The sequence below is a fragment of the Nocardiopsis sp. iso_238 genome, assembly GCF_056173325.1.
Map to the genome: position 1 here is coordinate 4,781,412 of NZ_CM149668.1, position 13,888 is coordinate 4,795,299.

General features: G+C 71.5%; 11 protein-coding genes and 1 riboswitch. Of the genes, 5 read left to right on the forward strand and 6 right to left on the reverse strand.

What is annotated here, in order from left to right:
- Window positions 1-248 precede the first annotated feature (248 nt).
- The gene (gene pip, locus AC0VYL_RS21630) at window positions 249-1,205 is read right to left on the reverse strand and encodes a prolyl aminopeptidase (RefSeq protein WP_475481344.1); all 957 of its coding nucleotides are present in this window, start codon (window positions 1,203-1,205) and stop codon (window positions 249-251) included.
- 31 nt (window positions 1,206-1,236) lie between these two features.
- On the reverse strand, window positions 1,237-2,139 hold the full coding sequence (locus tag AC0VYL_RS21635; RefSeq protein ID WP_475481345.1) for a DUF4429 domain-containing protein: 903 nt from the start codon (window positions 2,137-2,139) through the stop codon (window positions 1,237-1,239).
- A gap of 210 nt (window positions 2,140-2,349) precedes the next feature.
- Here AC0VYL_RS21635 and AC0VYL_RS21640 point away from each other — a divergent pair, with 210 nt between their 5' ends.
- Window positions 2,350-4,065 (forward strand): AMP-binding protein, encoded by a 1,716-nt coding sequence (locus AC0VYL_RS21640; RefSeq protein WP_475455419.1) that lies wholly within the window; start codon window positions 2,350-2,352, stop codon window positions 4,063-4,065.
- Between the two features lie 224 nt (window positions 4,066-4,289).
- Entirely contained in the window at window positions 4,290-5,351 is a 1,062-nt protein-coding gene (locus AC0VYL_RS21645) for a 3-deoxy-7-phosphoheptulonate synthase (RefSeq protein ID WP_475481346.1), read from the forward strand.
- Window positions 5,352-5,454: 103 nt separating this feature from the next.
- On the opposite strand, the gene AC0VYL_RS21650 is transcribed toward AC0VYL_RS21645, so the two are convergent.
- From AC0VYL_RS21650 to AC0VYL_RS21660, 3 genes are all read right to left on the reverse strand, one after another.
- Window positions 5,455-6,693, reverse strand: a complete 1,239-nt coding sequence (locus AC0VYL_RS21650; protein WP_475481347.1) for a metal-dependent hydrolase family protein — start codon at window positions 6,691-6,693, stop codon at window positions 5,455-5,457.
- Window positions 6,694-6,754: 61 nt separating this feature from the next.
- Complete coding sequence (locus AC0VYL_RS21655; protein ID WP_475481348.1) at window positions 6,755-8,362, reverse strand: AbgT family transporter; 1,608 nt, start codon at window positions 8,360-8,362, stop codon at window positions 6,755-6,757.
- Window positions 8,363-8,404: 42 nt separating this feature from the next.
- The gene (locus tag AC0VYL_RS21660; RefSeq protein ID WP_475481349.1) at window positions 8,405-9,676 is read right to left on the reverse strand and encodes a metal-dependent hydrolase family protein; all 1,272 of its coding nucleotides are present in this window, start codon (window positions 9,674-9,676) and stop codon (window positions 8,405-8,407) included.
- A gap of 195 nt (window positions 9,677-9,871) precedes the next feature.
- Between AC0VYL_RS21660 and AC0VYL_RS21665 the strand changes: the two genes are divergently transcribed.
- Window positions 9,872-10,882 (forward strand): Lrp/AsnC family transcriptional regulator, encoded by a 1,011-nt coding sequence (locus tag AC0VYL_RS21665; protein ID WP_475455429.1) that lies wholly within the window; start codon window positions 9,872-9,874, stop codon window positions 10,880-10,882.
- 11 nt (window positions 10,883-10,893) lie between these two features.
- Here the strand turns inward: AC0VYL_RS21665 and AC0VYL_RS21670 are convergent, their stop codons facing one another.
- Entirely contained in the window at window positions 10,894-11,784 is an 891-nt protein-coding gene (locus AC0VYL_RS21670) for a penicillin-binding transpeptidase domain-containing protein (RefSeq protein WP_475455431.1), read from the reverse strand.
- Between the two features lie 204 nt (window positions 11,785-11,988).
- A riboswitch (glycine riboswitch) is annotated at window positions 11,989-12,090 on the forward strand.
- Between the two features lie 140 nt (window positions 12,091-12,230).
- Between AC0VYL_RS21670 and gcvT the strand changes: the two genes are divergently transcribed.
- Together gcvT and gcvH are read left to right on the forward strand one after the other, a co-directional pair.
- Window positions 12,231-13,346: a glycine cleavage system aminomethyltransferase GcvT gene (gene gcvT, locus AC0VYL_RS21675; protein ID WP_475455433.1), complete on the forward strand. Its 1,116-nt coding sequence runs from the start codon at window positions 12,231-12,233 to the stop codon at window positions 13,344-13,346.
- A 161-nt stretch (window positions 13,347-13,507) separates the two neighbouring features.
- Window positions 13,508-13,888 carry a glycine cleavage system protein GcvH gene (gene gcvH, locus AC0VYL_RS21680; protein ID WP_475455435.1) on the forward strand — a complete coding sequence of 127 codons (381 nt, stop codon included), beginning with the start codon at window positions 13,508-13,510 and terminating at the stop codon, window positions 13,886-13,888.

The following is a 13,888-nucleotide window of genomic DNA, read 5'->3' on the forward strand; positions in this document are numbered from 1 at the left end:
GGGGTCTGCGGGTGGCAACACCCTAGCCACCAACCGCCCGGGAAAGACCGACGTCACATGGCGGCCCCGCGTGACGCGGGCCGGTCGCGCGCCTGTCGTACTCCGACGAGACCGGTGCCGGGAACCTCTCCCGTGAGCGCGCCCGCGCCCCGCTCACGACTTCGGGGGAGCCGCCTCCGACCGCGCCGACTGCGCGGTTCCGGAACACCACTGAGGGGTCGTACCCGGTCGGGCGCGACCCCCACCCGCTACTTGGCGAAGCGGTCGGTGGCCTCGATGAGGAGGTCGAGGATGCCGGGCTCGCTGAAGGCGTGGCCCGCGTCGTCGACGATGTGGAAGTCCGCCTCCGGCCAGGCACGGTGCAGGTCGTAGGCGGTGCGCACCGGGGTGCACACGTCGTAGCGCCCCTGGATGATCACGCCGGGGATGTGCCGGATGCTCGCGGCGCCCTCGATGAGCTGCTCGGGGGTGAGGAACCCCTTGTTGTGGAAGTAGTGGTTCTCGATCCGGGCGAAGGCCAGCGCGTAGTCCTCGTCGGCGTGGTGCTCGCGCAGCGCCGGGTTGGGCCGCAGCGTGATCGTCGAGCCCTCCCACACGCTCCACGCGCGGGCCGCCTCCAGGCGCACCTCGCGGTCCGGGGACTCCAGGCGGCGGGCGTAGGCGCCGATCAGGTCGTCCCGCTCCTCCTCCGGGATGGGCTCCAGGTAGGACTCCCACAGGTCCGGGAAGAGGTTCGAGGCGCCCTCCTGGTAGAACCAGCGCAGTTCCTGGTCGCGCAGCGTGAAGATGCCGCGCACGATCAGCTCGGTGACGCGGTCCGGGTGCTTCTGGGCGTAGGCCAGGGCCAGGCAGCTGCCCCAGGAACCGCCGAAGACCTGCCAGGCCTCCACGCCGATCATCTCGCGCAGCCGCTCGATGTCCTCGACCAGCGACCACGTGGTGTTGGTGGACAGGTCGGAGTCCATACGGCTGGCGTGCGGGGTGGACCGGCCGCAGTTGCGCTGGTCGAACAGGAGGATGCGGTACTTCTCCGGGTCGAAGAGCCGACGGTGGTCGGGGGTGCAGCCGCCGCCCGGGCCGCCGTGCAGGAACACCACCGGCTTGCCCGTCGGGTTTCCGCACAGCTCCCAGTAGACGCGGTGTCCGTCACCGGCGTCGAGCATGCCCGAGTCGTACGGCTCGATGGGCGGGTACAAGGTGCGCAAGGCGTGGCCCTTTCGTGGTGGTGGCTGGGAGTCAGAGCCGGTCGAGGAGCTCGGCCTTCTTGCTGCTGAACTCGCTGTCGGTCAGCAGCCCCTCGGCGTGGAGGCTGCCGAGCTCGCGGATCTTGGCGAAGATCTCGTCGCTGCCCTCGGCGGGGGGCGCCGCCTCCAGTGCGGGGGCTTCCCCGGACGGTTCGTCGGCGGCCTCCTCCCCGGCGAGGGCGATGTGGGTGTTGACGGTGGCGGCCATCAACAGGCTCTCCTCGCTGCCCTTGAGGCCGTGCGAGGCCAGGGTGAAGAAGTCGTTCTCCAGGCCTGAGGCCTCGGGCATGGTCACCCCGCGCAGCACGACCCGGAGGAAGCCCTCGTCGAAGTCGCGCTGGGGGAACCACTGGAGGGAGTCGATCTCGGAGAAGGGGAACTCACGCGACTTCTCCTGGCCCTTGGCGGTACTGGCCATCCAGCCGTCCCACACCAGCCGCACCCGTTCGCCGTCGAACGACACCGAGCCCTCTCCGGTGCGGGCCTGGTAGGGCAGCCCCACCACGAGGGCCCTGGCGACCTGCGCCAGGTCGAGCGGGGAGGAGCGGGTCTCGCGGGCGTAGCGGGCCGACTCGGTGATCCGGTCGGCGCAGTACTCCGCGACCAGCTCGCGCTCGTGCGGGCCGGTCAGGACCAGGGGCGTGGCGGCCCCGGAGCCGCCCGCGGTCTCCAGGGGCGCGTAGGGGTCGGCCCCCTCCACCAGGCGCAGCCGGAGCCGCCACCCCTGCTTGCGGTCGCCCGGGTCGAACTCCACGTCGCGTACGGCGCTCAGCGGTACGGAGCAGTGGCCCAGCGCCTTGAACAGGGCCGGGACCTTGCGGCCGGTACCGAAACCGATCCGCACCGTCTCCTCGTCGAAGCGCCAGATGGCGTGGTGTCCGTGCAGTTCCTCCATGGCAGACCATCCTAGAGGTGCCCGTGCCGGGCGGACATCCCCGGTTTCCACGCCTCAAGGCGCCCGACCAGTGCCGGGACCGACGCGACGATGGGTCGGGATGTCCGGTTCCGGGTAGAACCGGGGCACACCTCGTCCCGCCACCCGTCCGGTGGCCGGGAGCCCGTGGGAGGTGCGCACCGCGCGCCGCCCCCGAACCGGAGGCCTTCGATGTCGCACGAGATGTCCGAGGGGGCACGGGAGTTCCGCGCCGCGCGGGACCTGCTCCTACAGCACCGGGAGGACCAGGAGACGGCCCACCGGGAGTTCACGTGGCCCCGGCCGGAACGGTTCAACTGGGCGCTGGACCACTTCGACCACGTCGCCGCCACCCGACCGGACCGCACCGCGCTGTGGCTGGTGGAGGCGGACGGGACCGAGACGCACCACACGTACCGCCAGATGTCCGAGCGCTCCAACCAGGTGGCGAACTGGCTGATCGGCCAGGGGGTGCACCCGGGCGACCGGATCATGCTCATGCTCGGCAACCAGGTCGAGCTGTGGGAGACCCTGCTCGCCGCCGTCAAACTGGGCGCGGTGGTCACGCCGACCGCCACCAACCTGTCCGACGCCGACCTGGTGGACCGGCTGGAGCGGGGTGAGGTCGCGCACGTGATCTGCTCGCCGGAGCACACCGAGCGGTTCGAGCTCCTGCGCGGCCACTGGACCAGGATCTGCGTGGGCTACATGGACGGGTGGCTCAGCTACCCGGACTCGGAGCACTCGGGTCTGGACTTCACCCAGCCCAGCCCCACCGACCCGGACGACCCCCTGCTGCTGTACTTCACGTCCGGCACCACGGCCCGCCCGAAGCTGGTCACCCACACCCAGAGCTCCTACCCCGTGGGGCACCTGTCCACCATGTACTGGTTGGGGGTCCAGCCCGGAGACGTGCACCTGAACGTGTCCGCCCCGGGTTGGGCCAAGCACGCCTACAGCAGTGTTTTCGCGCCGTGGAACGCCGAGGCCACGGTGCTGGTGGTGAACCAGGAGCGGTTCGATCCGGCGACCCTGCTCGACGCGGCGGTGCGGTGCGGGGCGCACACGATGTGCGCGCCGCCCACGGTGTGGCGGATGCTGGTCCAGGCGGATCTGGGGGCCTGGAAGGTACCGCTGCGGGAGGTCGTGGCGGCGGGGGAGCCGCTCAACCCGCGGATCGTGGAGTACGTGCGCCAGGTGTGGGGGCTCTCGGTACGGGACGGGTTCGGGCAGACCGAGACCACCCTGCTCGTCGGCAACGGCCCCGGCCAGGAGGTGGTTCCGGGGTCCATGGGGCGGCCCATGCCCGGCTACGACGTCGTCCTGATCGACCCGGAGACGGAGGAGCCCTCGGACACCGGTGAGATCTGCGTGGACCTGGCCGACCGCCCCGTGGGGGTGATGAGCGGCTACGCCGACGCCTCCGGCGACGCACGGGAGGCGACGCGGCGCGGGCTGTACCGCACCGGCGACATCGCCAAGCGGGATTCGCGCGGTTCCATTACCTATATCGGCCGATCCGACGACGTGTTCAAGGCCTCGGATTACCGCATCTCACCATTTGAGCTGGAAAGCGTTCTGCTCGAGCACGAATACGTGGCCGAGGCCGCCGTGGTGCCCTCGCCGGACCCGCTGCGGCTGTCGGTGGCCAAGGCGTACGTGACCCTGGCCGAGGGTGTGGCGGCCGACGCCCTCACCGCCCGCGCCATCCTCGAGTACGCCCGGGAACGCCTCTCACCCCACAAGAGGGTCCGCCGCCTGGAGTTCACCGAGCTGCCCAAGACCGTGTCGGGCAAGATCCGGCGGGTCCGGCTGCGCCGTGCCGAGGAGGAGCGCGGCACGGTCGCGGACGGCGTGCGCAACCCCCGCGAGTACTGGGAGGAGGACCTCCCGGGTCTGAAGGACTGACCCCGCGGGGCGGTACGGCGCCCGACGGAAATGGCGACCGGGCCATTGTGTCTCGCGGGTTGGGACGTCTTCCCGCGGAATGCGTCGGTGTGGCCTTTCCCATCCCCGGATTCACGGTCCAATTCCCACCGCGACCGTGTCCGCCCCGGCGGACCGCGCTACGGTCGTGGTGCGGCACGAGCATCTGCCGCCAGGCGATCGACGTGATGGGACCAGGGGAAACGATGACGAGCACCAACGACACACGGGTGGCGAGCTACAAACCGCTCATCGCCCCCCAGGACCTGCTCGCTGAGCTCCCCATGAGCGAGGAGAGCACCGCCCTCGTGGAGAGCTCGCGCGCCGAGGTCAAGCGCGTCCTGGACGGCGGTGACGACCGCCTCCTCGTGGTCGTCGGCCCCTGCTCGGTGCACGACACCGAGTCGGCCCTGGACTACGCGCGTCGCCTGCGCGACCTCGTGCCCTCGGTCAGCGGCGAGCTGTGCGTGGTCATGCGCGTGTACTTCGAGAAGCCGCGCACCACGGTCGGCTGGAAGGGCCTGATCAACGACCCCGGTCTGGACGACACCTACGACGTGCACCGGGGCCTGCGCACCGCGCGTGAGCTGCTGATCGACATCAACGCCCTCGGGCTGCCCGCCGGGACCGAGTTCCTGGACCCGATCACCCCGCAGTACATCGCGGACGTGGTCTCCTGGGGCGCGATCGGCGCCCGCACCACCGAGAGCCAGGTGCACCGCCAGCTCAGCAGCGGTCTGAGCACCCCCGTCGGCTTCAAGAACGGCACCGACGGCGACGTGCAGGTGGCCGTGGACGCCGTGGGCGCCGCCGCCGCCTCCCACACGTTCTTCGGTGTGGACCCGGCCGGCGCCGGTTCGGTCGTGGTCACCGACGGCAACCCGGACTGCCACGTGATCCTGCGCGGCGGGCGCGGCGGCCCCAACCACGACCCCGCCTCGGTCGCCTCCGCCCTGGACGTGCTCGAGGGCTCCAAGCTGCCGCGCCGCCTGATGATCGACGCCAGCCACGCCAACAGCGGCAAGGACCACGTCCGCCAGGCGGGTGTGGCCCGGGAGATCGCCGCCCAGGTGGCCGAGGGCCAGAGGGGGATCGTCGGCGTCATGCTGGAGAGCTTCATCGAGGAGGGCGCCCAGAAGCTGGGTGACCCGGCCCAGCTCACCTACGGCCAGTCCATCACCGACAAGTGCATGAGCTGGGAGACCACCGAGGGCGTGCTGGAGAACCTGGCCGAGGCGGTCCGCCAGCGCCGCAAGAACGCCGCCTGACTCCCGGCGTACGCGGGGCCCGGCACGAGGACGGCGTGCCGGGCCCGTCCCGTCGGCCCGGGTGTCCGCCCGAGACGGAGCCCGGGTCGGTCGGGGACCCGGGTCAGGCCCGGGTGTCCTTGACGACCTCGCCGCCCTGGACGACCAGCACCACGTTGGCGCGGTCACCCAGCAGTGAGATGTCAGCGAGGGGGTCGCCCTCGCACACCACGAGGTCGGCGAACTTGCCCGCCTCGACCGTGCCCGTCCGGTCGGCGGTGCCCACCAGTTCGGCGGCGTTGCCCGTCCCCGCCTGGATCGCCTCCATCGGTGACAGTCCCACGGACACCAGCTGGGCGAGTTCGCGCAGGTTGCGGCCGTGCTCGGAGATGCCGGCGTCGGTACCCATCGCGACCCGCACCCCTCGGCTGACCGCGTGGGAGATCCGGCGGTAGGTCTCCTCGGCCAGGGCCCGCTTGGTGTCGATCGCCTTCCGGGTCATCAGGTGGACCCGGTCCTCGAAGTCGAACGTGGTCAGGGTCGGTACGAGGAAGGTGCCGCGCTCCAGCATGAGGTCGATGCCCTCGTCGTCGATCAGGTAGCCGTGCTCGACGCTGGCAACACCACCGCGCACCGCGTTCCTGATCCCCGCCGCGCCCTGGGCGTGCGCCGCGACCGGCCGCCCGCCGTGTTTGGCGGTCTCGGCCACGATCACGGCGATCTCCTCCTCCGTGATCCCCTCGTCGGTGGGCCCGTCCGAGGGGCTGGAGAGCCCGCCGGTGGCGCACACCTTGATGACGTCGGCGCCGTCCCGGACCAGTCTGCGGGTGGCCACCCGGACCTCCTGCGGGGAGTCCGCGATCTCGGCCGCGGTGTGCTCGCAGTCGTGCGGGTTGGCGCCGGAGGGCAGCGTGAAGTCGGCGTGGCCGCCGGTGTGGCTCATCAGGCGGAGCGCCATGCTCAGGCGCGGCCCGCGGATCAGCCCGCGTTCCTGCGCGACGCGGAACCCGGAGTCGGCCCCGCCCAGGTCGCGGGCGCCGGTGACGCCCGCCTCCAGGGTGACCCGCATCCGCTCGGCGGACTCGAAGGCGTGCAGGCTGCGGGAGACGGTCGCGTTGTTGCTGGCCAGGGCCCGGCTGTCGGAGAACCCGAAGTGTACGTGGGTGTCGATGAACCCGGGCAGCAGGGTGCGGCCGCCCAGGCTCTCCACGGTGTCCTCGGGGCGGGGCTCGGGCGCGTCGGCGGCGGGCCCCGCGTAGGCGATCAGCCCGTCCTCGACCAGCACGGCGGCGTCGGTGACCGGTGCGGCTCCGGTCCCGTCGATGAGGGTGAGGTCCCGGTAGAGGGTCCTGGCGCGGGTCATGGGCGGTCTCCTTGCGTCGTTGTGCGTGCGGGAGGCGGGCCCGGTCCCCCGGGCCCGCGACCTAGATGTGCGGGTACATGCCGGGGCCGACGGGCAGTCCGCCGAAGTAGAACACGGCGAGGACTCCGGTCCACAGCACCAGGAAGACCAGGGAGAAGGGAAGGGCACGCGCGATGACCGTGCCGATGCCCGCCCTGGGCTCGTACTGGCGCAGGAAGCCGAGGATGATCACCACGTAGGGGCTGAGCGGCGACAGCACGTTCGAGGTGGAGTCACCGATCCGGAAGGCCGCCTGGACGAATCCGGGCTCGAAGCCGATGAGCGCGAACATCGGGACGAACACCGCGGCGAACAGGGCCCACTGGGCCGAGCCCGAGATGATGAAGAGGTTGATCAGGAACGCCAGCAGGATGAAGCAGAGGATGGCCCCGAACCCGGTGAAACCCGTGGCCTCCAGGCCCTGCGCGCCCCGGATCGCGATCCAGGTGGAGACCCCGGTCCAGTTGAACAGCTCCAGGAACTGGGCCATGACGAAGGCCAGGACGATGAAGCCGGACATCTCCCTGACCGTGTGGCCCATCATGCGGGGGACGTCGGCTCCTCTGCTGATGGTCCGTGTGGCCAGGCCGTAGACCACGGCCGGGACGGCCAGGGTCAGGAAGACCAGGAAGACCACCGAGCTGAGCAGCGGGGACTCCGGCAGGAAGGTGCCGTCCCCGTTGCGCAGGGGCGCGTTCGCGGGCAGGGTCACCGACAGCACCGCCGCGACGGTCACCAGCAGCGCCACGCCGGACCAGCGCAGACCGAGCGTCTCGGAACGCGTCAGGACCGGGTCCATCCGCATGTCGGGGCGGTCCTCCGCGTCGCCCGCGTCCTCGGCGCCGACCTGTTCGCGGGTGACCCCGCCGCGCTCCAGCGCGGGTTCGAGGACCCTGTCGATGAGCAGGCCGCCGACCAGGCTGAGCAGGACCGCGATGGTGAACGTGAGGAAGTGGTTGGAGACCGGTGTGACGGTCGTGCCCATCCCCACGGAGGCGGCGGCCGTCTGGCTGATACCGGACAGCAGGGCGTCGGTGCTGGTGATGAAGGGGCTGCAACTGAACGCGGCGGTGGCCACCGCGAAGCCGCCCATGAGTCCGGCGACGGGATGGCGGCCCGCCGCCTTGAACACCATCGCGGCCAGCGGCGGGATGACCACCATCGCGGCGTCGCTCATGATGCTGCCGGAGACCGCGACCAGAGCGACCACGTAGGGGAGCAGCCACTGGGGCGCTCCGGCGAAGGCCCTGCGGACCAGCGCGTTGAGCAGGCCGGTCCGCTGGGCGAGGCCGACACCGAGCAGGACGGTCAGGACCACGCCCAGGGGCGGGAAGCCGATGAAGTTGGGGACCAGGTTCGTGGTCAGCCAGGTCAGGCCGTCAGACGTGAGGAAACCGTTGATGGCCTGTTCGCCCTCGTCGCTGCCGGGCACCTCGTAGGTGGTGCCGACCGACGCCATGACCGTGGACGCCACGGCGACGATCGCGAAGAGCAGGAGGAAGAGGACGAACGGGTCGGGGATCCGGTTGCCGACGCGCTCGATGCCGTCCAGCACGCGGGCGAAGAACCCGGGGCGGGGCGCGGAGCGGCCGGGGCCGCCGACGGCCTGGTGGGAGCGTGGGGTGCTCATGGGTCACCTCTGGGATGAAGGGGTCGGGGTGGGTCCCGGGGGTCAGTTCGCGGTGCCCGGTCGGGTGCGGGCCGTGTCCTTGTGGACCGCGCCGTCCTTGATGACCACGGTGACGTTGTCGGGGTCGCCGGGCAGGGTGATGTCCGCGAGGGGGTCCCCCGAGCAGACGACGACGTCGGCGCGCTTGCCGGGTTCGAGGGTGCCGATCTGCCCGCTCAGCCCGAGGAGCGCGGCGGCGTCGCGGGTTCCGGCGAGCAGGGCGCCCATGGGGCTCATGCCGTGCTCCACCAGTAGGGCGAGTTCGCGCAGGTTGCGGCCGTGCTGGCAGATGCCCGAGTCGGTGCCGAGGGCCACACGGACCCCGGCCCGGACGGCGGCGGTGATGTTCTCGCTGAGGTGTTCCTGGAGCTTGAGCTTCTTGGCCACCGCGTAGTCGGCCGACTTCGCGGGGTCGGGCGGGGTGGTGGCGGTGGACAGGGTGGGCACCAGGTAGGCGCCGTTCTCCAGCATGAGCTCGATACCGCGCTCGTCGATCTCGTAGCCGTGTTCCACGCTGGTGACCCCGGCGGTGAGGGCGTTGCGGATGCTGCGGGCGCTCTGCGCGTGCGCGGCCACCGGGATGTCGTGGCTGGCCGCCTCGCGCACGATCACGGACATCTCCTCGACGTTGAGGCCGTCGTGCCAGGGGGTGTCCTGGGGGCTCCACACGCCGCCGCTGGCCATCACCTTGATGACCCTGGCGCCCTTGCGCATCACCTCACGGGTGGCGCGCAGGGCCTCGGCCGGACCGTCGGTGTTGATCGAGACGGCCCCGTCCGGGCCCAGGACCGTGCCGTAGTCGAAGCCGCAGCAGGTACGGAAGTCGCCGTGGCCGCCGGTGGGGCCGAGGGCCCGGTAGGCGGTGGTGACGCGCGGGCCGGGGACGATGCCCTCGTCGACGGCGCGGACCACGGCCTGGTCGAGCCCGGCCAGGTCGCGGACGCTGGTGACCCCCGCGTCGAGGGTGGCCCTCAGGCGCGGGATGGCGGTGAAGTAGCCGTAGTGCGGGGGCTGGTCGATCAGGTCGGCGGGGTTCATGCCGTCGCCGGACATGGTCATGTGCACGTGGGTGTCGACGAAGCCCGGGAGGATCGTGCCCCCGGCCGCGTCGACCCTCTCGTGGGGCTCGCCGACGTGCGGCGCCTGGTCGGCGGGGCCGATCCAGTCGATCCGTCCGTCACGCAGGACCAGTGCCCAGTCGTGGCGGGGACCCTCTCCGGTCCCGTCGATCACGGTTCCGTTGTGGACCACGAGGGTCCTGACAGCCGAGGCCATCGACGCCACCTTTCTCCCCGCACCCGGTCCCGGCGCCGCGACGCGGCCACCCGGACGCGACGGCGCGCATCCAACCGAGGACTCGCAGCTCAGAGCCGCGCTTCTGATCTTGCGGAAACCTACGTGGATGCTCCGGTAGCCTTCGGAAATCGCCGGAAACCGCTATGGAGGAGGTGGATTCTGCCGGAATCGAGCATGCCCAACGAGTTCGACCTGTCCCTGATCAACGCGCTCCAGCTGGCCCCCAGGGCCACCTGGGCCGAGCTCGGGCCCGTGCTGGACGCGGACCCCACCACGCTCGCCCGCCGTTGGAAGAGGTTGGAGGACGAGGGGCTGGCCCGCATAGCGGCGTTCCCCCGCCGCCGGGTGATGGCCCGTCGGCACCTCAGCTACGTGGAGCTGAGCTGCCGCAACGGATCGGTGGAGCGGGTGGCGGCTGCGCTGGCCGAGGACCGCGACACCCTGAGCATCCAGTTCGTGGCCGGGTCCCACCAGCTCATGCTCACCGTGGTGCCCGGCGGTGGGCTGGCGGACTACCTGCTCAACTGGGTGGGCGGCATCCCCGACGTGGTCTCCTACCGGGTGCACGTCGTGACCGAGGTACCCAGGGAGGCCTACCTGTGGCAGGTCCGCGCCCTGTCACCCGGGCAGCGGCGCCGTCTGCGCGCCCTCTCCCCCACCCTGCGCGCCCCGGTGGGCGACGAACGCGTCACCGAGCTCGACCAGGACATCGTGGACCTGCTGTGCTGGGACGCGCGGCTGGGCTACCAGGCCATCGCCGACCGCCTCGACGTCGCGCCCACCACCGCCGCGCGGCGGATCAACCGACTGCTGCGCGACGGCCTCCTCGGGCTGCGCTGCGACATCTCCCGGGCGCACATGGGGTGGCCGAGCGCCGCAACCCTGTGGGGCACGGTGGACCCGAGCGTCTTGGACGGTGTGCCCGACCTGGGGGAGCGCATCCCCGAGGTGCGTCTGTGCACGACCATCGCGGGTCCGGAGAACACCCTGTTCATCCTGTGGCTACGCGACGCCCCCGACCTCACCCGGGTGGAGCGCAGGTTGCTGGAGGAGCTGCCAGGGCTGCGCATCGCGGACCGCCGGATGACGCTGCGCACGTTCAAGTTCATGGGCGGGGTGACCGACGCCGACCAGCGCTTCGTGCGGTCGGTGCCGGTCCAGCTCCGGTCCCCCGGCGACCCGTAGGGCCCGGGGCGCTAGGCGGCCGGGAGGACGTCCAGGGCGACCAGGAGCTCACGGCCCAGCGACTCGCGCAGCTCGGCGTCCTCCTCGTCCTCGACCTCCAGGCGGAGCGCGAAGGTGTGCAGGTCGGAGCCCCGCTCGACCCAGCCCACCCACCAGCCGGGCACCGGGTCCACGTCCACGCCCAGGCCGGTCCGGCCGAAGAGCTGGTGGTCCGGCCCCTCCTCGACCAGCAGCAGGTCGCGCAGGGCGCGCTGGTGCTGGACGTCCACGGGCAGTTCCTCGCGGGCCAGTTCGGCGACGAAGGTGGCCTGCTCCAGCGCGGAGATCTCCAGGGGGCCCTCCAGCCAGAACCGGTCCATCGCCCCCTCCTCGCCCACGTTCCGGTTGCCGTAGTCGAAACGGTCCACCCAGGTGGACATGCGCTCGTACCCGATCCGGTCCGCGACCTCCTGGTGCACCGGGACGTCGGAGGTGGGCAGGGCCTCGCGCAGGCTCAGCTCGTCGCCGGACTCGGGGGAGATCGCCTCGTCGACGTCGGACACCTCGCCGGTCTGGAGGGCGATCAGCGTGTTGGGCAGCTTGAAGGTGGACGCGGGCACGGCGCGCTCGTCGGCCTGCTCCGGGTTCACCACGACGGCGGACCGGTCACCGGCGTCGAAGAGCACGAACGTCCCGTTCACCCCGGCCTCGGCGAAGACCGCCTCCAGGTCCTCACGCTCCACGGTCTGCACGTCGCCCAGCTGGACGGGGTTGCCGACGGTTCCCTGCGCGGGCTCCGTGTCGTCCGTCGTCGCGCAGGCGGCCCCGCTGAACAGGGTGATGGCACAACCGGCGGCTCCGAGGGCGAAGCGGCCGGGGGCGTGCCCCGGCCTCCCGGGAGCGTGTTCGGTGTCGGTACGCACTCGTCTCCTCCACAGGCTGTCCGAAGGAACGTCCACCAACAAAGCTAGGGCATGCACGGTGGTCACACACCATGCTTCGTGACCTCGGCGGACCGTGTCGCGAAGGTCGTCCCCGCCGGTCGGATGCGGGGCGGCGGGGTCGTCCACAACCGCCCGGGCAGTCTTGGGCGACCCAGTTCGCCGCTGCTAGGCTGAGCGTGTTGCTGACCCCGTACGGGAGAGTGTCCGCGTATCCAGCGTGGGCCGCCGAAGGAGCAATCCCTCCCCGAAGACAACCTCTCAGGCACAGCGGACCGTACGGGCGAGACCACTCTGGAAAGCAGGGACGCGTTCCCTCGCCGAAGGTGCAAACCACGCCGAGCGCGCGGTGAAGCTCTCAGGCACCCATGACAGAGGGGGAGGATGGCAACGCCTTACGCACGACACCCATCCTCTCGGGAGTGCCCATGTCAGAGTCCGCGACCGCGCCGCGCCTCACCGCGCTGCACAAGATCCACGAAGAGGCCGGGGCGACACTCGTCGACTTCGCCGGATGGCTGATGCCCCTCCGCTACAGCAGCGAGACCGCCGAGCACACGGCCGTCCGTGAGGCCGCCGGGCTGTTCGACCTCTCCCACATGGGCGAGATCCGGCTGACCGGCCCGCAGGCCGCCGAGGCGCTCGACCACGCCCTGGTCGGCTTCCTGTCCAAGGTCAGGGTGGGCCGCGCCCGCTACACCATGATCACCGCCGAGGACGGCGGGGTCCTGGACGACCTCATCGTCTACCGGCTCGGTGAGGACGAGTACCTGGTCGTGGCCAACGCGGCCAACGTGCCCGTGGTCGCCTCCGCCCTGGCCGAGCGCGCGTCCGGCTTCGACGTCGAGGTGATCGACGAGTCCGCCGACTACTCGCTCATCGCCGTCCAGGGCCCGCGCGCGGTGGAGATCCTCGCCCCGCTCACCGACGCCGACCTGGACGACATCCGCTACTACGCGGGATACGAGCACACCGTGGCCGGGGTCCCGGTCCTGCTCGCCCGCACCGGCTACACCGGCGAGGACGGGTTCGAGATCTTCGTCCGGCCCGCCGACCGGGCGCCCGAGGTCTGGGCCGCCCTCATGGCCGAGGGCGCCCCGCACGGGCTGGTCCCGGCCGGGCTCTCCTCCCGCGACACCCTCCGCATGGAGGCCGGGATGCCGCTCTACGGCCAGGAGCTCTCCGCCGACCTCACCCCCTTCGACGCCGGACTGGGCCGCGTGGTCAAGCTCGACAAGCCGGGCGACTTCGTGGGCCGCGCCGCGCTGGAGGAGGCCTCGCGCACCGCTCGCGGTCGGCGCCTGATCGGCCTCGTCTCCCGTGGCCGCCGTCCGCTCCGCAAGGGCCAGGACGTGCTGCGCGACGGCACCGTCATCGGAGTCACCACCAGTGGCGCCCCCTCCCCCACCCTGGGCCGCCCCATCGCCATGGCCTACGTGGACGGCGACCTCGACACCTCGACCGGCGCGTTCACCGTGGACGTGCGCGGACGGGGCGAGGACGTCGACGTGGTCGAGCTGCCGTTCTACCAGCGGCAGTCGTAGGAAGCGGGGCCGCCAGCGGGCGGACCCGAGAACCTGCACGCCCCGCGCGGCCGGATCCCCACGAGGGACCGGCACGGTCGGGGCGTGGCCAGGCGTAGGCCGGGCCGGGTCGCCGTACGGGCGCACGGCAGACAAATGGAACACCTCCAAGGAGAGTTGAAGTGAGCGTTCCCACGGAGCTGGGTTACACCGCCAAACACGAGTGGATCGCGGTCAGGGACGGGATCGCCACCGTCGGGATCACGGCCTTCGCCGCCGAGTCGCTGGGTGACATCGTCTTCGTCGAGACCCCCGCGGTCGGTGACGAGGTCACCGCCGGCGAGACCGCGGGCGAGGTGGAGTCCACCAAGTCCGTCAGCGACATCTACTCCCCCGTCACCGGAGAGGTCGTGGAGGTCAACGAGGCGCTCGAGGACGCCCCCGAGACCATCAACTCCGAGCCCTTCGAGGGTGGCTGGCTGTTCAGGGTGCGCGTCTCCGAGGAGCCCGCCGACCTGCTCTCCGCCGAGGAGTACACCGAGCTGACCGAAGGCGAGAACTAG